This window comes from Thermomonas sp. XSG, from assembly GCF_014678725.1.
Taxonomy (GTDB): domain Bacteria; phylum Pseudomonadota; class Gammaproteobacteria; order Xanthomonadales; family Xanthomonadaceae; genus Thermomonas.
This window is the reverse complement of the sequence record NZ_CP061497.1, coordinates 944,888-967,960: the sequence shown is the minus strand read 5'-3', so window position 1 is coordinate 967,960 and position 23,073 is coordinate 944,888. Positions and strand designations below refer to the sequence as shown.

Below are 23,073 nucleotides of genomic sequence, written 5' to 3'. Positions count from 1 at the left end.
TAACAAGCCGGCCGGCGAGGCCGGCTTGTCGGGCCACTCAGGCGTCGTCTTCGGGCGCGTCCGACAGCTGCTTCAGCCGCTCGATTTCGGCGCGGGTCAGCACCGTGACATTGCCGTTGCCTTCCAGCGTGGTGGCGCCGGTCAGCTGCACGCGGCCGTCGGGAAGTTCCCAGCTTGCCATGAGCGTGGGCACCTTTTCCCCGTAGAGGTTGTTGGCCGCGCCACGCTCCAGCGAGGTCGGCGTGCCGAATTGCGCCTGCAGCTGCGCGAACACCGCATCCTGGTCGGCACGCCTGGGCACGCCGGCGGAGACGAGTGCGACCTTGCCGTCGTACAGGCTGACCGTGACCCCACCGGCGTCGATGGCGTCCGGTACGGCAAGCTGGCGCAGCGACACCTGGCCTTCCGCAGGCGGCTTGCCGCCGCCGTCCTGTTGCGGGGCCAGCAGCTGCCGCCAGCAGGGCTGGACCGGCGGGTCGTATACCAGGATGCCGCGGCTCATCGCCCGCGTCGGGCACTCGGGCAGCGCCAGTGGCTGGTCCAGCGCGATGCCAAGGTAAGCCAGCCGCGGCTCGGGCCCGCCGGCGGCGGCTGGCGGGCCCGCCGCGAGCGCGGCGATGGCCAGCAGCGCCACGGCTGGCCCGCGCGCCGGAGATGCGCGGTGCGTCACTGCAGCAGCGAACGCAGCATCCACGCGTACTTCTCGTGGGTCTGCAGGCGCTGGGTCAGCAGGTCGGCGGTCGGGTCGTCGCCGCCGGCATCGGCCACCTTCAACACCTTGCGGGCGGTGCGGCAGACCGCCTCGTTGCCGTCCACCAGCTGCTGCACCATGTCGTGCCAGGCGGGCGCGGCGGTCAGGCCGGGCTCTTCCCGGATGGAGGACAGGCGGACGAATTCGGAATAGCTGCCGGGGGCGTTGAAGCCCAGCGCGCGGATGCGCTCGGCGATCTCGTCCAGCGCGGTCCACTGCTCGGTGTACTGGGTCTCGAACATGGTGTGCAGGGCGTTGAACATCGGCCCGGTCACGTTCCAGTGGAAGTTGTGGGTCTTCAGGTACAGCGTGTAGCTGTCGGCGAGGAAGTGCGAAAGGCCGTCGGCGATGCCAGCGCGATCCTTGGCGCTGATGCCGATATCGATGCCGGGGGTGCTGGCGGCCGGTGCCTTGGCCTTCGTGGGCTTGCTGGGGGTCTTGCTCTTGGGCATGGCGGACTCCTTTACACGCTTCGGGGGGAACTTGCGGCGACAATACGCGGATTCTGCGCCTGTCTGCAGGCGAATAAACACGTTGTTGGAACCATGGTGTCTGACGAATCGAACATCAAGCCGGCGAGCGCCGACGCGCTGCATCGGGCCCGCCGCGATATCGATGGCGCGCTGACCCGCGACCGCGGCCGCCTGCTTGGGCTGCTGGCGCGCTGGAAGGCCAAGCCGGGCGACGCGGGCCTGCGCGAAGCCTTCGCGGGCAGACTGCAAGCATCGATCGCCGAGCGTGAGCGCCGCGTCGCCGCGCTGCCCGTGGCCACGGTCGATGCAACGCTGCCGATCGCCGCGCACGCCGACGAGATCGTGGCATTGATCCGCCGCCACCAGGTGGTGGTGATCGCCGGCGAAACCGGCAGCGGCAAGACCACCCAGCTGCCGAAGTTGTGCCTGCTGGCCGGGCGCGGCGCGGCGGGCATGGTCGGCTGCACCCAGCCGCGCCGGATCGCCGCGCGTTCGGTGGCGCGGCGCGTGGCCGAGGAGCTGCAGGTGCCGCTGGGCGGCGCGGTCGGTTTCCAGGTGCGCTTCAACGATGCGGTCAGCGAGCAGACCGCGATCAAGTTCATGACCGACGGCATCCTGCTGGCGGAAATCCAGAATGACCGCTGGCTGTCGAAGTACGACACCCTGATCATCGACGAGGCGCACGAACGCAGCCTCAACATCGATTTCCTGCTGGGCTACCTGAAGCAGCTGCTGCCGAAGCGGCCCGACCTGAAGCTGGTGGTGACCTCGGCCACCATCGACACCGCCCGTTTCGCTGCGCATTTCGGCGGTGCGCCGGTGGTCGGCGTGGAGGGGCGCGGCTATCCGGTGGAGACCCGCTATCGCCCGCTGGAGGGCGAAGGCGAGGATGGCGGGCAACGCAGCATCATCGACGGCATCGTCGCCGCCTGCGACGAGATCATGCGCGACAAGGGCATCGGCGACACCCTGATCTTCCTGCCCGGCGAGCGCGAGATCCGCGACGCCCATCAGGCGCTGGAGAAGCGCAAGTACCGCCATACCGAGGTGCTGCCGCTGTACGCGCGGCTGTCGGCGAAGGACCAGGACCGCGTGTTCCACCCGGGCCCGCAGCGGCGGATCGTGCTGGCCACCAACGTGGCGGAAACCTCGCTGACCGTCCCGCGCATCCACTACGTGGTCGATCCCGGCGTGGCCCGGGTCAAGCGCTACAGTCCGCGGCAGAAGCTGGACCGCCTGCACATCGAGGACGTCTCGCAGGCCAGCGCCAACCAGCGCGCGGGCCGTTGCGGGCGCATCGCGCCGGGCACTTGTTTCCGCCTGTATTCGGAGGCGGACTACGCCTCGCGGCCGGAATTCACCGACCCGGAGATCCGTCGCGCCGCGCTGGCCGGGGTGATCCTGCGGATGCTGTCACTGGGGCTGGGCGACATCGAGCAGTTTCCGTTCCTGGAGCCGCCGGATTCGCGCGCGGTGGCCGATGGTTGGCAGCAGTTGAACGAACTGGGCGCGGTCGATGCCAATCGCAAGCTGACTGCCATCGGCAAGACCATGGCGAAGCTGCCGGTGGACGTGAAGCTGGCGCGGATGCTGGTGGCCGCGCAGGTGCACGGGGTGGTGCGCGAGATGCTGGTGATCGCCAGCTTCCTCGGCATCCAGGACCCGCGCGAGCGCCCGGCCGATGCCCGCGCCGCCGCCGACGCCGCGCACGCGCAGTTCGCTGACGCGAAATCGGAGTTCGTCGGCATCCTCAAGCTGTGGCATGCCTACCGCGAAGCGCACGAGGCAATGACCCAGTCGCAGCTGCGCAAGTGGGCCGATCGTAATTTCCTCGGCTTCCTGCGCCTGCGCGAGTGGTGGGAGCTGCACCGGCAGCTGAAGCTGCAGTGCGAAGAGCTGTGGCCGGAAAGGGGGTCGGAAAGGGGGTCAGGTTCACTTTCCGCGAAAAGTGAACCTGACCCCCTTTCCGCCGTGCCAGAAGGCGGGATCGGCGCCCAGTCGTATGCGGCGCTGCATCGCGCACTGATTGCCGGCCTGCCCACGCAGATCGGCAATCGTGGCGACCGGGGCGTCTATGACGGCCCGCGCGGGCGCAAGTTCCAGCTGTTCCCCGGCTCGAAGTTGGCGTCGAAGCCGCCGCCGTGGGTGCTGTCGGCCAACCTGCTGGACACCGAGAAGGTCTGGGCGCTGACCAACGCCGCCATTGAGCCGGACTGGGCGATCGTGGAACTGCCGCACCTGCTGGCGCGGCGCCAGCATGATCCGCACTGGTCGCGGGCGCAGGGACGGGTGCTCGGTAGCGAGCAGATTTCGCTGTTCGGGCTGGTGCTGGCACCGAAGCGTCCCATCCATTACGGCGCGCTGTTCCCCGAGGAAAGCCGGGTGATCTTCGTGCGTGAGGCACTGCTGACCGGCGAGATCAACACCCGCAGCGCCTTCCTGGCACGCAACCTGCGCACGCTGGAACTGGCGCAACAGGAAGAAGCCAAGCAGCGCCGGGTCGGCCTGGTGGTGGACGAGGACTGGCAGGCGCGCTGGTATCTGGACCGGCTGCCCGCGCACGTGCACAACGCGCAGGCGCTGGATGCGTGGGTTGGCAAATTGTCGAAGGATGAAAAGGCCGCGCTGGAGTGGTCGCGCGACGACCTGCTGGTGGCCGACCAGAGCGATGCCGCGCGCTTCCCGGCCTACATCGCGCTGGGTGATGCGCGGCTGGCGGTGCAGTACCGCTTCGAGCCCGGCGCGGTGGATGACGGCATGACGGTGGCGGTGCCGCTGCACCTGCTCAACGCACTGGATGCAGCAAAGCTGTCCTGGCTGGCGCCGGGCTTCGTCGAAGACAAGGCGACGGCGCTGATCAAGTCGCTGCCGAAGGCGCTGCGGCGCAACTTCGTGCCGGCGCCGGATTTGGCCCGCGCCTTCGCGGAAGCATTCGCGCAACCGGACGCGGACAGCATCGAAGGCGCGCTGGCGAAGTTCCTGAAGAAGCTCTCCGGCGTGGACGTCTCCGCGCTGGATTTCGACGCTGCCGCCATCGAGCCGCACCTGCGCGCCAACCTGCGCCTGCTGGAGGGCAAGGCGGTGCTGGCCGAATCGCGGGATCTTTCAGAGCTGCGCACCCGCTTCGGTGAACGCGCGGCGCAGGCCTTCGCCCGCCACGCGGCGCAGGGCATGGCGCAAGCCGGCCTGACCGTGTTCCCGGACACGCCGATCCCCGCGTCGGTGCCCGGTGCCGGCGGCGTGCCGGCGTATCCGGCCCTACAGGATGATGGCGAGTCCGTCTCGTTGGCCCTGCACGCCCAGCGCGCGGTGGCCGAGCGCCTGCACCCGCAGGGCGTGCGCCGGCTGCTGGCGATCGCGCTGGCCGACAAGCTGAAGCAGGCGCGCCGGCAGCTCCCGGTGCAGCCGAAGATCTCGCTGCTGTACGCCGCCATCGAGTCGGCCGCGCCGCGACGCGACGGACTCAAGGACGCCGATCGCCTGCGCGCCGACCTGCTGGATGGTGCCTTCGATGCGCTTACCGCCGACGGCCTGCTAGACGTTCGGGATGCCGAAACCTTCGCGCAGCGCCGCGAGGCCATCGCCAAGGCGGTGTTCGGCGAGGCGATGCAGCGGCTCAGGCAGGCGGAAACCATCCTCGGGTTGGTGGCGGAAGTGCGGGCGAAGCTGGAATCGAAGCTGATCGGCTGGGCGCGCGCCAATCTCGACGACATGCAGGCGCAGCTCGATGCGCTGGCCGCGCCGGGCTTCCTGCGCGACGTCCCCGCCGCGGCACTGGCCGAATATCCGCGCTGGCTGAAGGCGATGTCGCTGCGCGCCGAGCGTGCCCAGCGCGACCCGGTGCGCGACCAGCAGCGCATGCTGGAACTGGCGCCATTCACCGCCGCGCTGGCCGCCGCCGATCCTGCCGATCCGGAAGCCCACGCCCTGCGCTGGGAGCTGGAGGAACTGCGGGTGTCGCTGTTCGCGCAGGAACTGGGCGCCAAGGGCGGCATCTCGCCGAAGCGGCTGGCCGCGCGGGTGGAAAAGCTTGGCGCAAGCGGAGGGCGACGATGACTGCTGGCTGCTTCAGGTACCTCCCGCTACTGTAGAACCATGTCCGTTCCCGCCATCGCCACCATCACCTGGGCCGACGCGCTGGCGCGCGTGCCTGCTGAGGCCTTGCCGGCGCCGCTGGCCGTCTGCTGGCGCACGCATGCCGAGGCGGGCGCGCCGATGCGCGACCGCCCGGAGGTGCTGACCGACACCCTGTCGATCCTCGTCTCGCTCAACGCCGACGCCGAGGTGCTGGCCGCCACCCTGCTGGATTCGCTGGTCGATGTGGAAGCGCTGGCGGCGCAGGCGCAGGTGGAGGTGCCGGAGCGCCTGCATGTGCTGCTGGAAGGCCAGCGCGCCGCGAGCCGGGTGTGGGCGCTGCACCGCAGCCACGGCGGTGGCCGCAATCCCGAAGGCATGCGCCGGCTGCTGCTGGCGCTGGTGCGCGACCTGCGCGTGGTGCCGATCGTGCTGGCCCGCCAGCTCTCGCGCATGCGCGCGGCGTGGCGGCTGCCGGCCGACGAGCAGCGTGCGCTGGCGCGGATGACGCGCGACATCCACGCGCCGCTGGCCAACCGGCTCGGCATCTGGCAGCTGAAGTGGGAGCTGGAGGACCTGGCGTTCCGCGTGCTGCAGGCCGAGGACTACCTGCGCATCGCGCAATCGCTGGACGACAACCGCAGCGGCCGCGAGCGCTACATCGAGGCCGTGCGCGCACAGCTGCGCGACGCGGTGGCGTCGCACGGCATCGAAGCCGACGTGGCCGGCCGGCCCAAGCATATCTACAGCATCTGGAAGAAGATGCAGCGCAAGGCGCTGCCGATCGAGGAACTCTACGACCTGCGCGCGCTGCGGGTGCTGGTGGACGACATTCCCACCTGCTATGCGGTGCTGGGACTGGTGCATGCGCTGTGGGTGCCGATCCCCAGCGAATTCGACGACTACATCGCCCGGCCCAAGCCCAATGGCTACCGCTCGTTGCATACCGCGGTGATCGGCCCGGAAGGCAAGACCGTGGAGGTGCAGATCCGCACCCGCGAGATGCACGCGCAGTCCGAGCTCGGCGTGGCCGCGCACTGGCGGTACAAGGAAGGCAGCAGCGCCGGCGGAGCGGCGATGGACAAGCGCATCGCGTGGATGCGCAAGCTGCTGGAGCAGGCCGCGGAGGCGGCGGGCGAAGGCGAAGCCGCGCCGCTGCAGGGCATCGACAGCGAGCTGATAGAAGACCGTGTGTACGCGTTGACGCCCAAGGGCGAAGTGATCGACCTGCCGCAGGGCGGCACCGTGCTCGACTTCGCCTACGCCGTCCACAGCATGGTCGGCCACCGCTGCCGTGGCGCCAAGGTGGATGGCAGGATCGTGCCGCTGACCCAGGTGCTGAAGACCGGCCAGCGCGTCGAGATCCTCACCGGCAAGGAGGCCGCGCCGCGCCGCGACTGGCTGCAGCCCAGCGCCGGCTTCCTGTCCAGCAGCCGCTCGCGCGACAAGGTGCGGGCCTGGTTCAACAAGCTCGACCGCGCCCAGAACCTGAAGGAGGGCCGCGAGCTGCTCGAACGCGACCTGCGCCGGATGGGCCTGTTGAACGCCGACCTCACCCCGGTGCTCGCCAGGTTCAACGCGCAGACCGAAGACGACCTGCTGGTGCTGGTGGCGTTGGGTGACGTCGGCCCCAACCAGATCGGCCGCGCGCTGCTGGAACTGGAAAAGGCGGCGCAGGAACCCGAACCGGCGCTGCCCGCGTTGCCGGCCAAGCCGGTGGCGCCCGCTTCACCCGGCGCCGGCGCGGTCACGGTGCAGGGCGTGGACAACCTTCTGGCGCAGGTGGCGCGGTGCTGCCAGCCGCTGCCGGGGGAGGCCATCGTCGGCTATCTCACACGCGCCCGTGGCGTCAGCGTGCATCGTCCCGGTTGCGCCGCGTTCCTGCGCCTTGCCGCCAAGGAGCCGGCGAGGGTGCTGCCGGTGGAGTGGGGGACGCGACGGAGCGGCCAGAACGTGGCGATCCGCATCGAGGCGGTGGACCGCAAGTGGCTGCTCAAGGACATCACCACGCTGGTGGCACAGGTCGGCGTGCATGCCTTGGGCCTGCATACCGATCCCCTGCGCGGTGGCAACGGGCGGATACGGGTGCGGCTGCAGGTGCGGGTGTCCGATTACGAACAGTTGGGCCTGCTGCTGGCCCGGCTGGAGTCGCTGCCCGGCATCGAATCCGCGCGCCGCGCATGAAGCGCTTCGCCTCCGTGCCGGCGCGACGCGCAGCGGTGCGGGCGCGCTGGCAGGCGTTGCCCCGGCCGGCGCGCATCGGCGCCATCGCAGGCGTCGCGGTAGTGCTGCTGGGCCTGCTTGCCGGGCTCGCGTATCGCGACGCACTGGGCCGCTGGCTGTGGCCGGATCCGCGCTACGACGCGCTGCGCCAGCGAGCGGAGGTCGCGCTGCAGGCCGGCCGACTCACGGATGCGGATGGCGACGGCGCACGCGAACTGTTCGAGGCGGCGCTGGCGCTGCAGCCGGATCAGCTGGAGGCGCGCGACGGCTTGGCGCGGGTGGCGCAGGCGGCGCTGGAGCGAGCGGAAGCCAGCGCCAGCGCGGGCGACGCCGTGCAGGCGCACGTCGCGCTGCAGCTGGCGCGCGAGTTGCAGGCGCCCAAGGCGCAGGTCGATGCGCTGTCCGCGAGCTTGCAGGCGACGCAGGCGCAGGCGGTCGGCATCGACGCGTTGATGGCGCGCGCGCAAGCAGCGCAGGCGGCTGGCCACCTGGACGATGGACCCGACGCCGCGCTGCCGCTGTACCAGCAGGTGCTGCAGGCGCAGCCGCGCAGCCAGGCGGCGCTGGAAGGTCGCGAGGATGCGCTGGAAGACCTGTTGAAACCGACAGCTGGAATGCTGGCGCGCGAAGAGCTGCTGCCCGCGGCGGAACTGCTGCATCGCGCCGAAAGTTTTGATCCCGGCCATGCCGCGCTACCGCCGCTGCACGCTGGTCTGGCGCGGGCGCTGGAAGCGCGCGGCCAGCGCATCCGCCAGCTACTGGCGCGCGGCCGGCTGGAAGCCGCTGCGCAGGCCTGCGGCGAGCTGCGCCAGCTGCAGGCCGGGGCGTTGCCGGAGGCCTGTGCTGCGCCATTGGGCGATGCCCTGCTACGCGCGACGGTCATTGCGCCCACGGCGAGGGCCATGCGTTTGTTGGCGCTGGCTGATGCGGCAGGCGTGGACGCTGCGCGCCTGCAGGAGGCGCAGCGGCAGCGGCGCCAGGCTCAAGGCAGCGGACCGAGCTACGGCACTGCCAGTACAGGCCCGCAGCAACGCGCGCGCGTTGCCCGCCTGCTGGAGCAGATGGAGCGCGCCCGCGCCCGCGGCGACTGGCTGACGCCTCCCGGCGACAGCGCCTGGGACAGGTTGCGCGAGGCGCGTGCGCTGGCCCCGCGCGATCCGCGCGTGCTGCGGGCATCGGCGGCGCTGCTGGGGGCAGCGCGGGACTGCAACCGCCAGGCCCTGCGCGACAACAGCCTCGGTCGTGCGCTGGTCTGCCTGGATGCATGGCGGCAGCTGGCGCCGTCCGACGATGGCGTGGCGACAGCGCGGCGGCGGCTGGCGCAGCGCTGGATCGCAGTCGGCAGTGAACGCCTCGAGGCTGGCCGTACCGCCGAGGCGCGGCGCGCGCTGGAACAGGCCCGCAACCTCGACCCGGATACGCCTGGACTGGGCGAATTCGCGGAGCGTCTGGAGAGGCTCCGCTAGCGCTTTTCCGCCAGCCCGGTGGCAAGAGCTTCCACGCGGCCCGCGAGCGCCTGCCAGGAGTGGCTGGCGACCTCCCCGTCGCCATCATTGGGCAGCAGGGGCCTGCGCCCGGCCAGACCTTTCAGGACCCGGATGATGTCGCCAGCGTCGTTCGCGCATGCCCAGCCGCGACCGGTGCGATGCAGCAGGCTGCCAATGGCATCGTCCGGTTTGCCGAGATGCAGGATCGGGCGATTTGCGCCCAGGTATTCGTACACCTTGCCGGGAATCTGCAGAGGGTCATCGTTGGCGATATTGACCAGGACGTCGGCCCGGCGCTGCAGGCCCAATGCGACTCGATGCGGCAGGAATCCCAGGAGCCGGATCCGTTCCGGGAACCGCGCGGCCCAGGCCATCAGTTCATCCGGCAGGCTGACGGAAGCGATGTTCAACCGGACACCCGGCAACTCCTCCAGCGCATGCAGGAGTTCGTCCATGCGCCGGAAACGGTACAGGCTGCCCGTGTAGAGCAACTCGGTACGGGCGGGATCCATTTCCACAGGCAGCTCCGCTTCCGTCTCCGCCGTTGCGTCGTATCCCTGGCTGACCACGATGACATCGTCACGGTGTCCGTGGCGTTCCATCAGCAGGTTGCGGGTGGCCTCCGTGGTGACGATGACGGCATCAGCCTCGCGGCACACACGCGCTTCCAGCCGGTTTGCACGCAGACGCCAGCGCGCCGGGGTGTAGCCGGCCAATACCGGGTCGCCGAGGTCGGCGATCCATGCATATCCGCGGCCCTTGGCCAGCAGACCGAGCTCCAGGGTGGTGGCTGGTTCGTGGGAGCTGATGACCACGGACGGGGCAAGCTCGTTCAGCAGGCGCAGCAACCGGCGACGCCCCCAAGGCATCCACTCGCCACGGGCGTCCGGAAACACGATCCGGGCCAGCAGCGTCTGGACACGTTCCGACAGGAGGCGCTTCCAGCCGTGCAGATTGGTGGACGTCGATGCCGGTAGTGGCGCTGCGGACGTTTCGGTGGCCACCTGGCGGCGGGCGCGGAGTTTCCGGCGCATCGCGAAGAGTCCACGAAAGGGACCTGCGTAGGTGCGATGGATGGTGATGCTGTCGGGCAATTCCGGCAGCCCCGGAGTCTGGCCACCAAGGTCAATCGTGAGTACGTGCAAGTCATGGCCTTTGTGGGCCAACTCGCGGGCGAGGTAGGCCCATCGCAGCGACTGGGGAGATGCGCTGGGGGGAAACTCGTAGGCGATCAGCAGGATGCGCATTCAGGCGTGAGGCAGGCGGTCGAGTGAGGCGGCAACGGTCAAGCGCACGGAGGCGGGTGAAAAGTGCGACTCGATCACCTGCCGCCCGTTGGTGGCGAGGGTGTCCCACAGGAGGCGGTCATCGTGCAGGCGAACGATCGCCTTGGCAAAGGCCGCGGCGTCTTCGGCGATCAATGCATGCACGCCATCTGTCAGGTGCATTCCTTCGGCTGCGCAAGGCGTTGCCACCACCGGCAGACCCAGCGCCAGGCATTGGCTGACCTTGCCTTTTACCCCGGCGCCGAACCGCAGCGGTGCAATGCCGATGCGCACGGCGGCGAACAGCGGTGCCAAATCGGGAACGTGGTCATGGCAGATCACCCCGTGAGGCAAAGGCACTGGCATCAAGTCGGACAGGCCGGCACCCACCAAGTGGAGCTGTATGTCCGGGCGCTCGGCGTGAATGCGCGGCAGGATGTCCCGGAGCAGCCACCGCACTGCATCGGTGTTCGGGGGATGTCCGGCTCCGCCGACGAACAACAGCCCGTTGCGGTTATCGAAACACGGCAACTCTGCACAGGTTTCATGCAGGTTGGGGACGAGCCTGATCGGTCGATCACATCCGGACGATTGCAGATACTCCCGTTCAGCGGGGCTGACCACCCAGGTTTCGTCGCTCGCGGCGACGGCGGCCAGTTCGCGTCGGAGTGTCGATGCCGCGAGCGACTGGAGCCAACGGCTGCGCCTCAACTCTCCTTCCCGGGACTCGCGAAGATGATGCAGATCCACGGTGTCGAGGATCAGCTTCGACTTCGGTAGCCAAGCCCTTACCAGCGGAATCCAGTACTCCGCCAGGTAGTAGCGGCAGATGATGACGGCCTGGTAATCCGTGCCGGCACGGACGGCGCGCCGGAATGCATCGATCGGCCGGGAAGGCAATACGCGCACGCCGATCGCGTGCAAGGCGTCCTGCGGTGCGCCACCCGCAGTGCCGCGCTCGGGGAGGAAGTCGATGCCGAGGCCGGATTCGCCGATCAGTTTCAGCAACTCGAACGCGCGTACCGACCCCGAATCCCGGTCAGGCCGGGGCAGGGTGGTGTCGATGACCAGTACGCGCGGACCCGCGGGGATATGGCCCGGCGGGTCACTTGGCCTGACGCCGCCGCTGGCCGGTTCCGGCCGGGGGGTGGAAAACTTGCGCAGGACCGCCCGCAGTCCCTGGGAGCCGGCCGCGACCCGAGCCCTGTGCAGCAGCGCGGACAGGCGCTGGCGGTGGAACCGCAGGACGGTCAGATGTTCATTGGAAGGCATGGGCTGAGTTGCGTCCGGCAGCTGCATGGTCGCGGAACGGCTAGGGTCGCGTATGGGAGTTGGGGACGGGAGTCCGCTAGACTCGGGTTACAGGAACAAACCAACGCCATTGTCGCATCCAGCGGCCGACCGCCAGCCAATGCCCCGCATCCAAGACGAAGAAGACGAGCTGTACGACGACGAGGGCGGCGATGCGGGCGGTGGCTCGGGCTGGCGCCGGCGGCTGCTGACTTGGTCACTGGCCGCGGCCGCGGTGCTGCTGGGCTTCCTGATTCCCTACCTGCTGTACCTGAACCACCAGGTTGGAGAGCGCTTCGGCAAACTGCGCTGGCAGGTACCTACGCGCGTGTACGCGCGCCCGTTGGTGCTGCGGCAGGGTCTGGCGATGGATGCCCAGACGCTCAAGACCGAGCTCGACGCCGCCTCCTATCGCGATGGCGACGGCCGCCGGCCCGGAACCTACGACCGCAACGGCGCGCGCTGGCGCATCTCCAGCCGCGGCTACAACGACGTGGACGGACGGGTCGCACCGGCAGTGCTGGAAGTGACCTTGTCCAGCGGCCGGGTAGCGGCGATCCGCGATGCCCAGGCCAAGCGCGCGCTGCGCAGCGCGCGGCTGGACCCCGCGCGCATCGCCACCCTGTACGGACAGAACCAGGAAGAGCGCCGGCTGGTGCGGATCGAGGAAGTGCCCGAGCTGCTGGTCACCGGCCTGCAGGCGGTCGAGGACCGCGACTTCAACCACCACATCGGCATCGATTTCAGCGGCATGCTGCGTGCCGTCTTCGTGAACGTGCGGTCCGGTGGCGACACCAGGCAGGGCGCCAGCACGTTGACCCAGCAGCTGGCGCGCAGCGGCCTGCTCGGCATCGGCAAGGAGCAGACCTACACCCGCAAGGTCAAGGAAATCCTGTTCGCCCTCCTGCTGGAGGCGCGCTACGACAAGCGCACCATCCTCGAGGCCTACTTCAACCAGGTCGATCTGGGCCAGCGCGGCGCGCAGGCGATCCGTGGCGTGGCGGCGGCTTCCGAGTTCTGGTTCGGACGCGAGCTGCGGGACCTGTCGTCCGAGCAGATCGCGCTGATGATCGGCATGGTTAAGGGGCCGTCCTGGTACAACCCGCGGCGCAACCCGGAGCGCGCGCTGGAGCGGCGCAATTTCGTGCTCGGAGAAATGCACGAAACCGGCCTGATCGACGACGCCGAGTATCGTCGTGCGGTCAAGGCGCCCCTTGGCGTCACCGCCAGCGCCGGCAACTTGGCCGCCAACCGCTTCCCGGCCTACGTGGACCTGGTGCGCAAGCAGCTTGCGCGCGACTATCCGGCGGACAAGCTGTCCGGCGCCGGTTTGTCGGTGATGACCGGCATGTCGCCGTCGGCGCAGGGTTACGCGGAAGGCGCGGTGGCGCGTACGCTCAAGGCGCTGACGACCAAGGGCCGGCCGCCGCTGCAGGCCGGGCTGGTGGTGACCGACGTCCACAACGGCGATGTGCTGGCAGTGGTGGGCAGCCGCGAGTTCACCGAGCCCGGCTTCAACCGTGCGGTCGATGCGCGCCGGCCGGTCGGTTCGCTGCTCAAACCGTTCGTCTACCTGTTGGCGCTGGCACAGCCGGAGAAGTGGTCGCTGGCCAGCGTCATCAGCGATGCCCCAGTCACCGTGGGGCTCGGCCGCGGCCGGACCTGGAAGCCGGGCAATTCCGATGGCCGCAGCCACGGCGACGTGCGCCTGATGGACGCGCTGGCGCAGAGCTACAACCAGGCCACGGTGAGGCTGGGCATGGAGGTGCAGCCGCAGCGGCTGGCGGCACTGATCCGAACCCTGGCCGGGATCGAATCCGAGGCCCAGCCTTCGCTGATTCTCGGCGCCGTGGACCAGAGCCCGTATGCCATGGCACAGCTCTACCAGTTTCTCGCCTCGAGCGGCGAGATCCAACCGCTGCACGCGGTGCGCGGGGTGCTGGATCCGCTGGGACGCACGATCAAGCGCTACGACAGCGAGGCGCCGCCGGCGCAGAAGGGCGATGCGGTGGCGGCGCGGCTGGTCGGCAGCGCGCTGCAGTACGCGGTCACCTCGGGCACCGGCAATGCACTGGTGCGTGACGGCCTTGGCCGGTTGTCGGCGGCCGGCAAGACCGGCACCAGCAACGACGGACGCGACAGCTGGTTCGCCGGCTACACCGGCGACCATCTGGCTGTAGTCTGGGTGGGTAACGACCAGAACCAGTCCACCGGTCTGTACGGCGCCACCGGCGGCATGCGGGTGTGGTCCGACATGTTCGCGCGCCTGCCCAGCGCGCCGCTGCGGCTGTCCAGCGAAGGCGTCGACTGGCGCTGGGTGCTGGGCGGACAGAGCACCGATGGCGACTGCCCCGGTGCGCGTCATCTGCCGTTCGTGGCCGGCTACGCGCCGCCCTACCAGCCTTGCCCGTATGTGCCGCCGCCGGCACTTGACGAGTTCGGCAATCCGCTGCCGCCCGAGGACGGGTCGCTGAATCCGCTTGAGCGGGCTGGCCAGGCGATCCGCGATTTCTTCGGTGGCGGCGATCCGGCCAAGCAGCTGCCGCCGCCCGACGCGCCGGCGCCGCGACCGGTGCAGTGAGCCCGGTGGCGGCAACCGATACGCGGCTGGGCCGGGCCGTGCGCGAAGCGCTGGGCGAGGGATCGCCGCTGGCACAGGCGCTGCCCGGCTTCCGCCCGCGACCGGCGCAACAGCGGCTGGCGGTGGCGGTGGCGGATGCGTTCGAACGCCGCGAGGTGCTGCTGGCAGAGGCCGGCACCGGTACCGGCAAGACCTACGCCTACCTCGTGCCGGCGTTGCTGTCGGGAATGAAGACCATCGTCAGCACCGGCACTCGCGCGCTGCAGGACCAACTCTACCTGCGCGATCTGCCGCGGGTGCGCGATGCGCTCGGCATCGGCCTGAAGACCGCGCTGCTGAAGGGCCGGGCCAACTATCTGTGCCGTTACCGGATGGAGCAGGCCAAGGGCGAGCCGCGCTTTACTTCCAGGGAGCAGATCAGCCAGTTCCAGCGCGTGGTCGCCTGGAGCGGGCGCACCCGCAGCGGCGACATGTCGGAGATGGAATCGCTGGCGGAGGATTCGCCGCTGCTGCCGCTGGTCACCTCCACCGCTGACAACTGCCTGGGTACCGAGTGCCCGTTCTGGAGCGAATGTTTCGTGGTGCAGGCGCGCCAGCGGGCGCAGGCGGCCGACCTGGTGGTGGTCAACCACCACCTGCTGCTGGCCGACCTGGCGCTGAAGCAGGAAGGCTTCGGCGAGATCCTGCCGGGCGCGCAGGCGTTCATCGTCGACGAGGCCCACCAGCTGCCGGAGCTGGCCGCGCAGTTCTTCGGCGAGGGGCTGGGTGCACGCCCGCTGGTGGAACTGGCGCGCGATGCGGTCGCCGAATGCAAGGAGGTCCCGGGCGCGCTGGCCGCCGTGCAGCAGCCAGCGCGCGACCTCGAGCAGGCGGCGCGGGCGTTGCGCGCGGCGATGGACAACCTGCCGCTGCGCGGCACCGCCTGGCGGGCGCTGGACGAAGTGGACATCGAACCCGCCTTCCACGGGCTGGTGCAGTCGCTGGCAAATCTGCGCGACGCGGTGGCGCCGTTGCGCCAGGCCGCGCCGGGTTTCGATGCCTGCCATGTGCGCGCGCAGGACCAGCTGGGCCGGCTGCAGCGCTGGCTGGGCGAGGAGGGCGAAACGGGGTCAGGTTCACGTTCCGATGGCGTCTGCTTGGCATCGCAAAAAACCCTCCCGGGAAGTGAACCTGACCCCGTTTCGCCCCCCGATTCGGTTTCGGTGCACTGGTACGAACTGACCCCGCGCGGCTTCCGCCTGCAGCGCACCCCGCTGGACGTGGCGGCGCCGCTGCGCGCCCATCGCGAGGCATCGAATGCGGCCTGGGTGTTCACTTCGGCGACGCTGGCGGTGGCCGGGCGCTTCGACCACGTCGCCCAGCGCCTTGGCGTCGAACACGCCCGCGAGCTGCTCGAACCCAGCCCTTTCGACTGGGACCGGCAGGCGCTGTGCTACCTGCCGAAGGGGCTGCCGGAGCCGGCGTCACGCGACTTTGGAATGGCCCTGCTGGATGCGTTGCGTCCGGTGCTGGAAGCCTCCGGCGGCCGCGCCTTCCTGCTGTTCGCCTCGCATCGCGCGCTGCGCGAGGCCGCCGAGGCGCTGCAGGGCGGCCCCTGGCCGCTGTTCGTGCAGGGCACGGAGCCGCGCCACGTGCTGCTGCAGCGCTTCCGCGAATCCGGCAACGGCGTGCTGCTGGGCACCGCCAGCTTCCGCGAGGGGGTGGACGTGGCCGGTGATGCGCTCTCCGTGGTGGTCATCGACAAACTGCCGTTCGCTGCACCGGACGACCCGGTGTTCGAGGCGCGGCTGGACGCGATCCGCCGCGCCGGCGGCAATCCGTTCCGCGACGAGCAGTTGCCGCAGGCGGTCATCGCGCTCAAGCAGGGCGCCGGCCGGCTGATCCGCACCGAGACCGACCGCGGCGTGCTGGTGCTGTGCGATCCGCGCCTGCTGGGGAAAACCTATGGCCGCACCTTCCTGGAGTCGTTGCCGCCGCTGCCCATCACCCGCGAAGTGAAGGATGTGCAGGCGTTCTTCGCGGATAATTGAACGATGAGACTGCTTGCTTTCGAAACCTCCACCGAGGCCTGCTCGGTCGCCGTGTACGTCGATGGGCGGGTGCTCGAGCGCTTCGAGATCGCCCCGCGCCGGCACACCGAGCTGGCGTTGCCATGGGCCGAAGCGTTGCTGGCCGAGGCCGGCGTGGCGCGTTCGCAGCTCGATGCCATCGCGGTGGGTCGGGGCCCCGGGGCATTCACCGGCGTGCGGCTGGCGATCGCGCTGGCGCAGGGCGTCGCGCTGGGGCTGGACCTGCCGGTGCTGCCGGTGTCCACCCTTGCCGTGCTGGCCATGCAGGCCGGTGGTGAGCGTCGGATCTCCGCCATCGACGCGCGCATGGGCGAGGTCTATCTGGGCACGTTCGCCCGCCAGGGCGAAGGGCTGCTGGCGCTGTCGGAGGAAACCGTGGTGCGGCCGGATGTCGCGGTGATCCCGGCAGGGGATGGCTGGCACGGCGCCGGCACCGGTTTCGGCGCGGCCGATGGCGCCCTGCAGCTGCGCCTGCAGGGACATCTGGCCACCGTCGATGCGCAGGCGTTGCCGCGGGCGGCGGATGTCGCCCGGCTGGCCGCGCCGGTGTTCGCGGCAGGCGGCGGCATCGCGCCGGAGCGTGCCGAACCGGCCTACCTGCGCAACGATGTGGCGCTGACCCTCGCCCAGCAGCGTGCCGCGCGCGACGCCGAGCCACCACGCCAGTCCTGACTTTTGGCTATCCTGCCTGTGGGTTCCACTGGCACAGGGGGCAATGTGAAGGGTTGGATTCTGATGCTGGGTGCGGCACTGGCCGCATCGCCGGCATCCGCGGAGGATGTGCCGTTCAACGGCCGCACGCTGGAGGTGGCCACCGAGCAGGAGGCGCGCCCGATCCTGTCAATGAAGGGCACCCAGTACGTCCTGCCGTTGACGCAGGCGCAGTTGCTGGCGCGCGTGCCGTCCTGTCTGTCCGCGCAGGGCATCACGGCGACCACGCCCGATGCCGCACAGGGCGTGGTGCAGGCCGAGGTGCTGACCCGCTTCCGCGCCAGCTTCGCCAACCGGATCCTGCGCAGCCAGCTGCGCCTGGACGTGGGCGAGGGCTCCTTCCAGCTCTCCGAATCCGCACTCGAGGTCACCGAGGATGCCGGCGACGGTACCTTCGCCTACGTGCCGCTCGCGCAAACCGGCGGGATCTGGGAGAAGGGACTGGAGACACTGGTCGCGGCCGAGAACAAGGTCGTCGACTGCCTGTACAGATGAACTTGGGTCGGCCCGCGCCGAGCCTCAGCGATCCACCAGCTCTCCGCCCGGCATGAATTGCCAGGTACGGGTGATGTGCAGCACGTCCGGATCCTCGCTGCTCTTCGGCAGCGGCGCGAAGGGTTCCGACAGCTTGACGATCCGCAGCGCCGCCTCGTCCAGCATCGGGATGCGGCTGGAGCGGATGATGCGCGCGCTTTCCACGCTGCCATCGCGGCGCACGCCCACGCTGATCACCACCAGTCCCCCGATGCGGCGGCGGCGCGCCTCGTCCGGGTAGTTGAGGTTGCCGACGCGCTCCACCCGGTCCACCCAGCCGCGCAGGTACTGCGCCCAGGCGTATTCGCGGGTACTGGCGGAGACGAACTTGCGTTTCGGGCGCTTGGCGTACTCCACCGAGCGCAGCTGGATCTCGGCCGCCAGCCGCGCCATTTCGATATCGCGTTCGATCTTTTCGCGTCCGCGCGGGGCGTCGTCTGGCGGCGTCTCCGGGCGCGCCTGCGGGGTCGGCAGCGCGGCTTCGCCGCTGGCCGAAGCCACCACCCGCGCTTCCGGCGGCGGACTGGGCGCCGGCGTCTGCGCACGCAGCGGCCGCGGCGCCAGCCCGTCCTCCGGCTGCGGCAGCGGGCCGGCCTGCGGGGCGCTGGGACGGGTGCTGCGCGCGTGTTCGCCGCCGCCCTGGTTGCTGGCCTGGGCGAGGAAGTCGGCCTGTGCCGGCGTCAGCGGCGTCTGCGTGCGGGTCTGGATCACGTCCAGGGTCGGCAGCAGCGGCGCGGCATCCTCCATCGCGAAGCCGATCCCGAACACGGCCATCGCGTGCACGAGCACGGACAGCACGAAGGTCGCGCGCAGCCGCTCGGTTTCGCCGATGCGGGGCGGCGCAGGTACGGCGGGGGCCACGGTTGCCGGCATCAGCTCCGGGCCAGCGCCTCGATGCGCTCGAACAGCTGCCCGGCGATGTTCAACCCGAACTGCGCATCCAGTTCGCGGATGCAGGTGGGACTGGTGACGTTGACTTCGGTGAGGTAGTCGCCGATCACGTCCAGGCCGACGAACAGCATCCCGCGGCGGCGCATTTCCGGCCCCACCTGGGCCGCGATCCAGCGGTCGCGCTCGCTGAGCGGGCGGCCTTCGCCGCGGCCGCCGGCGGCGAGGTTGCCGCGGAACTCGTCGCCCTGCGGAATGCGGGCGAGGCAGTAGTCCACCGGCTCGCCGTCGACCAGCAGGATGCGCTTGTCGCCCTGGGTGATTTCCGGCAGGTAGCGCTGCGCCATCGCCAGGTGGCGGCCGCCGTCGGTCAAGGTTTCCAGGATCACGTTGAGGTTGGCCTCGCCGGCGCGGGCGCGGAAGATCGAGCGCCCGCCCATGCCGTCCAGCGGCTTCAATACCGCATCGCCGTGCTCGCCCACGAAGGCCTTCAGTGCGGCGGCGTCGCGGCTCACCAGCGTCGGCGGGCAGCACTGCGGGAACAGCAGCGCGGCCAGCTTCTCGTTGAAATCGCGCAGGCCGCGCGGGTCGTTCACCACCAGCGCACCCTGCAGCCGCGCCAGATCGAGTATCTGGGTGTCGTGCAGGTAATCCGCGTCCACCGGCGGGTCGGTGCGCATCAGCACCACCTGGCCCGGCCCGAGCGCAAGTTCGGTCCAGTCGGTCAGGGAGAAATGGTCGCCGGGCACGTCCCGCACGTGCAGCGTGGCCGCCGCCGCCACCGCGCGTGCGCCGCGCACCGACAGGCCCCCGGGGCGCACGTAATGCAGCCGGTGCCCGCGCCGCTGCGCTTCCAGCAGCATGGCGAAGGTGGAGTCCTTGGCGATCCTGACGGACCCGATCGGGTCCATCACGACCACCACGTCGAGCGGTGTGGCTGCCGTCATCTGCACGTCCGTGGGCGGGATGGGCGGATGGTAGCAGGCGCCGGTGCCCACCCATCCGCAGCGGTATTGCGGCGCTTGACACATCGCGCGCGGACTTGGATAAAGGTGGTCCGCAACGCGCGCAGACGCGGCGGTTGGCAATCGCGCAAGGGGATTACATGGCGCCGCAGGACGATTCCGGCATCGGCCTCAAGGGTTTGAGGGTGATGGTCATCGACGATTCCAGGACCATCCGCCGCACGGCGGAGACCTTGCTCGCGCGCGAGGGTTGCGACGTCGTCACCGCGACCGACGGCTTCGAGGCGCTGTCCAAGATCGCCGACCATGCGCCGCAGATCATCTTCGTGGATATCATGATGCCGCGGCTGGACGGCTATCAGACCTGTGCGCTGATCAAGAACAACCAGACGTTCAAAAGCGTGCCGGTGATCATGCTTTCGTCGAAGGACGGTTTGTTCGACAAGGCGCGAGGCCGTATCGTCGGCTCCGAGCAATACCTGACCAAGCCGTTCACGCGGGAAGAACTGCTTGGCGCCATCCGTACGTACGTCAACGCCTGACCGGGGGGTAGGGCACCAATGGCACGCATTCTGCTGATCGAGGATTCGCCGACCGAAGCCGCGGTCATGGTCCAGTTGCTGGAACGCAACGGCCATCAGGTCACCACCGCCGCCAACGCGGAGGACGGCATCGCCAGCTGCAAGCGCGACAAGCCCGACCTCGTCCTGATGGACATCATCCTGCCCGGCATGAACGGCTTCCAGGCGACCCGCGCGTTGACCCGCGATGCCGACACCAGCCATATCCCGGTACTCATCATCAGTACCAAGGGTCAGGAAACCGATCGCGTCTGGGGCATGCGCCAGGGCGCCAGGGACTACATCGTCAAGCCGCCGCGCGAAAGCGAACTGGTCGCGCGCATCGACGCACTGCTCGGGCGCTGACCGATGGCCAAGCGCGGCAAGCACAAGCACAAGTTCCGCCCGCAGCAGGCCGCAGCGGTGCCGGCGGCCACCTCGCTGGCCGCAGCCGCAGCGGTGGATGACGACGAGGACGCAGGCGACGACGCGGAAGAGGAGCGGTCCGAGCCAGTCGTCTCCGCGGGTGCGCACGAGGATCTAGATGCAGCCGGGCCGGTGCCCGTGGGCGCTCCCGCTGCCGCCCCGGAATGGGTACAGCCTGCCAGCGGCGAGAGGCGTTCGCCGTTCCTGGTGCTGGCCGATTACGAACAGCGCAGCCTTGCCCACGTTGCCGGCCTGCCGGAACAGCTGGATGCCCCCGGCCTGTGGCGCGGCGTGGCCTATCGCGTCGGAGCGCACCGGCTGGCTTCCGGCTTCGATGAAGTGGTGGAAATCCTGCCGATGCCGTCGCTGACCCATGTCCCCGGCGCGCAGCCGTGGATGCTGGGCGTGGCCAATATCCGTGGCGCACTGCTGCCGGTGGTCGATCTCAAGCAGTTCCTCGACGGCGAGCGCACCGTGCTGCACGAACGCCAGCGCGTGCTGGTGGTGCGCCAGCCCGGCGGCGATGTCGCCGTCACCATCGACGAGCTCTACGGCCAGCGCAGTTTCGTCGAAGAGCAGGGCATCGATGCCGACGCGGTGGCGGATGGTCGCTACGCCCATTTCGTCGATCGCGCCTACCGCATGAATGGACAGGACTGGGGCGTGTTCAGCCTCGAGCGCCTCGCCCGCACCCCCGAATTCCGACAAGCCGCCGCTTAAACGCGGAACTCCGAAGTAAGCCGAGGTCGCACAATGAGCAATTTGATGGATTCCGCCGCCGGCAAGGGCCGCAATCTCAGCACCAACTTCTGGATCTGGCTGCTGATCGGCTCGCTGGTGGTGTTCGCCGGCAATACTCTGTACGCCACCACCAAGGCTTCGCGCCTCGGCGGCGCCAGTTCCGCGGCATCGCGCCTGCAGCTGAACTCGCAGCGCCTCGCCAACCAGGGCCGGGAAGCGATCGACGGCAACGTGCAGGCGTTCGAAGCGTTCAAGGCGACCAAGGAAGAAATCGACGGCGACATCAAGTGGCTGAACGACCGCTTCGGCGACGCCGCCGACGTGGCGGCCCCGATCCGCACCGTCACCGAAACCTGGAACCCGCTGACCAAGCGCGCCGAGGAAGTGCTGGGCTCGCAACAGGCGGTGCTGGCGCTGGCCGGCCGCGCCGACAGCTTCACCAATAAGGTGCCGCAGCTGCAGGCGCAGCTGTACGAGGTGCTGCGCGGCCTGGTCTCCGGTGGTGCCAATTCCGCGCAGGTGAGCGCGGCGCTGCAGCAGGCCAACATCAGTTCGCGCATGGCGCAGCGCATCGCCGAGCTGCGCGCCGGCGGCGACGGTGCCCAGGTGGCGGCGAACGCGCTGGGCCGCGATGCCGCGGTGTTCGACCGGCAGATGAACGCGCTGATCAACGGCAGCGGCGACATCGTCAAGGTCAGCGCGGCCGGCGCGATCGGCCCGCTCGGCCAGTCCAACACGCTGTGGCAGGGGATGAAGAAGGACCTCGACGCGATCGTCGGCGACTCGCGCAAGCTGATCGGCGCGCAGGCCTCCGCCTCCGCGCTGGCCAGCGGTTCCGACAAGCTGCTGACAGACAGCGAGCGCCTGTTCTCCTCCTTCACCCAGTTCGGCTCGCTGAAGGACACCAGCATCCTTGGTGGCGTCTGGGTCAGCATCCTTTCCGGCCTGCTGGCGCTGATCTCCATCGCCGGCCTGCTGTGGGCCCTGAACCGTGCCCAGCGCGTCCGTTACCAGACCACCAAGGAACTGAACGACCGCAACCAGGAGGCGATCATGCGCCTGCTGGACGAAATGGGTTCGCTCGCGGAAGGCGACCTGACCGTGAAGGCGACCGTGACCGAGGACATGACCGGCGCGATCGCGGACTCGATCAACTTCGCGGTGGAACAGCTGCGCACCCTGGTGGCCACCATCAACGACACTTCGGTGCAGGTCGCGGCCAGCGCGCAGGAAACCCAGGCCACCGCCATGCATCTGGCCGATGCGGCCGAGCACCAGGCGCAGGAAATCAACTCCGCCACCGACCGCATCAACGAGATCGCCTCCAGCATTAACCAGGTGTCGCGCAACTCCGCCGACTCCGCCGAGGTGGCGCGCCGCTCGGTGCAGATCGCGACCAACGGCGCCGGCGTGGTGCGCCAGACGATCGCCGGCATGGACAGCATCCGCGACCAGATCCAGGAAACCTCCAAGCGCATCAAGCGGCTGGGTGAGAGCTCGCAGGAAATCGGCTCGATCGTGGAACTGATCAACGACATTTCCGAACAGACCAACATCCTGGCGCTGAACGCGGCCATCCAGGCGGCTTCGGCGGGTGAAGCGGGCCGCGGCTTCGCGGTGGTGGCGGACGAAGTGCAGCGACTCGCGGAGCGCAGCTCCAGCGCGACCAAGCGCATCGAATCGCTGGTCCAGACCATTCAGGCGGATACCAACGAAGCGGTGTCCTCGATGGAACAGACGACCTCGGAAGTGGTTGCCGGTGCGCGCCTCGCCGAGGACGCGGGGACCGCGCTGGGCGAGATCGAAAAGGTGTCGTCCGACCTGTCGGGACTGATTGAGGGCATCTCGGTGGCGGCACAGGAGCAGTCGAACGCTGCCTCCAACATCACCCAGACCATGAACACCATCCAGTCGATCACCGCGCAGACCTCGCAGGGCGCCAGCCAGACCGCCGAGTCGATCGGCAACCTGGCCCAGCTCGCCGCCGACCTGCGTCGTTCGGTCGCCGACTTCAAGCTGCCCGCCTGACGCCGGC

At 69.6% G+C, this 23,073-nt stretch carries 17 protein-coding genes; 11 read left to right on the top strand and 6 right to left on the bottom strand.

Annotated features, from left to right (window positions below; all coding sequences use genetic code 11):
* Nucleotides 1-37 precede the first annotated feature (37 nt).
* Nucleotides 38-694, bottom strand: coding sequence for a hypothetical protein (locus ICG51_RS04610; RefSeq protein ID WP_190281853.1), 657 nt, complete (start codon nt 692-694; stop codon nt 38-40).
* Nucleotides 667-1,203 carry a Dps family protein gene (locus tag ICG51_RS04605; RefSeq protein ID WP_190281852.1) on the bottom strand — a complete coding sequence of 179 codons (537 nt, stop codon included), beginning with the start codon at nt 1,201-1,203 and terminating at the stop codon, nt 667-669. Before ICG51_RS04605 ends, ICG51_RS04610 begins: the two co-directional genes overlap by 28 nt.
* 93 nt (nt 1,204-1,296) lie before the next feature.
* Here ICG51_RS04605 and hrpA point away from each other — a divergent pair, with 93 nt between their 5' ends.
* The 3 genes from hrpA to ICG51_RS04590 all read left to right on the top strand — a co-directional run bounded on the left by hrpA (nt 1,297) and on the right by ICG51_RS04590 (nt 8,987).
* A complete protein-coding gene (gene hrpA, locus ICG51_RS04600) occupies nt 1,297-5,280 on the top strand; it encodes an ATP-dependent RNA helicase HrpA (protein ID WP_190281851.1) in 3,984 nt (1,327 codons plus the stop codon).
* A gap of 159 nt (nt 5,281-5,439) precedes the next feature.
* Nucleotides 5,440-7,482 carry a bifunctional (p)ppGpp synthetase/guanosine-3',5'-bis(diphosphate) 3'-pyrophosphohydrolase gene (locus ICG51_RS04595; protein WP_223809560.1) on the top strand — a complete coding sequence of 681 codons (2,043 nt, stop codon included), beginning with the start codon at nt 5,440-5,442 and terminating at the stop codon, nt 7,480-7,482.
* Nucleotides 7,479-8,987 (top strand): hypothetical protein, encoded by a 1,509-nt coding sequence (locus ICG51_RS04590; RefSeq protein WP_190281849.1) that lies wholly within the window; start codon nt 7,479-7,481, stop codon nt 8,985-8,987. Before ICG51_RS04595 ends, ICG51_RS04590 begins: the two co-directional genes overlap by 4 nt.
* Here the strand turns inward: ICG51_RS04590 and ICG51_RS04585 are convergent.
* Nucleotides 8,984-10,255: a glycosyltransferase gene (locus ICG51_RS04585; RefSeq protein WP_190281848.1), complete on the bottom strand. Its 1,272-nt coding sequence runs from the start codon at nt 10,253-10,255 to the stop codon at nt 8,984-8,986. The two genes, ICG51_RS04590 and ICG51_RS04585, sit on opposite strands and share 4 nt — an antisense overlap.
* Nucleotides 10,256-11,545, bottom strand: a complete 1,290-nt coding sequence (locus tag ICG51_RS04580) for a glycosyltransferase (protein WP_190281847.1) — start codon at nt 11,543-11,545, stop codon at nt 10,256-10,258.
* A 139-nt stretch (nt 11,546-11,684) separates the two neighbouring features.
* Between ICG51_RS04580 and mrcB the strand changes: the two genes are divergently transcribed.
* Genes mrcB through ICG51_RS04560 form a run of 4 tightly spaced genes read left to right on the top strand, consistent with a single transcriptional unit; the run spans nt 11,685 to nt 17,419 of the window.
* Nucleotides 11,685-14,144, top strand: a complete 2,460-nt coding sequence (gene mrcB / locus ICG51_RS04575) for a penicillin-binding protein 1B (RefSeq protein ID WP_190281846.1) — start codon at nt 11,685-11,687, stop codon at nt 14,142-14,144.
* A gap of 5 nt (nt 14,145-14,149) precedes the next feature.
* The gene (locus tag ICG51_RS04570; RefSeq protein WP_190281845.1) at nt 14,150-16,174 is read left to right on the top strand and encodes an ATP-dependent DNA helicase; all 2,025 of its coding nucleotides are present in this window, start codon (nt 14,150-14,152) and stop codon (nt 16,172-16,174) included.
* A gap of 3 nt (nt 16,175-16,177) precedes the next feature.
* A complete protein-coding gene (gene tsaB / locus ICG51_RS04565; RefSeq protein WP_190281844.1) occupies nt 16,178-16,885 on the top strand; it encodes a tRNA (adenosine(37)-N6)-threonylcarbamoyltransferase complex dimerization subunit type 1 TsaB in 708 nt (235 codons plus the stop codon).
* A 45-nt stretch (nt 16,886-16,930) separates the two neighbouring features.
* Nucleotides 16,931-17,419, top strand: coding sequence for a hypothetical protein (locus ICG51_RS04560; RefSeq protein WP_190281843.1), 489 nt, complete (start codon nt 16,931-16,933; stop codon nt 17,417-17,419).
* Nucleotides 17,420-17,443: 24 nt separating this feature from the next.
* Here the strand turns inward: ICG51_RS04560 and ICG51_RS04555 are convergent, their stop codons facing one another.
* Both ICG51_RS04555 and gshB read right to left on the bottom strand, forming a co-directional pair.
* On the bottom strand, nt 17,444-18,331 hold the full coding sequence (locus tag ICG51_RS04555) for an energy transducer TonB (protein WP_190281842.1): 888 nt from the start codon (nt 18,329-18,331) through the stop codon (nt 17,444-17,446).
* Nucleotides 18,331-19,293, bottom strand: a complete 963-nt coding sequence (gene gshB, locus ICG51_RS04550; protein ID WP_190281841.1) for a glutathione synthase — start codon at nt 19,291-19,293, stop codon at nt 18,331-18,333. The genes ICG51_RS04555 and gshB overlap by 1 nt, the downstream gene beginning before the upstream one ends.
* Nucleotides 19,294-19,451: 158 nt before the next feature.
* On the opposite strand from gshB, the gene pilG reads away from it, so the two are divergent.
* The 4 genes from pilG (at nt 19,452) to ICG51_RS04530 (ending at nt 23,066) form a co-directional block, all read left to right on the top strand.
* Nucleotides 19,452-19,853: a twitching motility response regulator PilG gene (pilG, locus tag ICG51_RS04545; RefSeq protein ID WP_190281840.1), complete on the top strand. Its 402-nt coding sequence runs from the start codon at nt 19,452-19,454 to the stop codon at nt 19,851-19,853.
* Nucleotides 19,854-19,871: 18 nt separating this feature from the next.
* Nucleotides 19,872-20,237: a response regulator gene (locus ICG51_RS04540; RefSeq protein ID WP_190281839.1), complete on the top strand. Its 366-nt coding sequence runs from the start codon at nt 19,872-19,874 to the stop codon at nt 20,235-20,237.
* Nucleotides 20,238-20,435: 198 nt separating this feature from the next.
* Nucleotides 20,436-21,017, top strand: a complete 582-nt coding sequence (locus ICG51_RS04535; RefSeq protein WP_190282354.1) for a chemotaxis protein CheW — start codon at nt 20,436-20,438, stop codon at nt 21,015-21,017.
* A gap of 33 nt (nt 21,018-21,050) precedes the next feature.
* Nucleotides 21,051-23,066 carry a methyl-accepting chemotaxis protein gene (locus tag ICG51_RS04530; protein ID WP_190281838.1) on the top strand — a complete coding sequence of 672 codons (2,016 nt, stop codon included), beginning with the start codon at nt 21,051-21,053 and terminating at the stop codon, nt 23,064-23,066.
* Nucleotides 23,067-23,073: the final 7 nt, after the last annotated feature.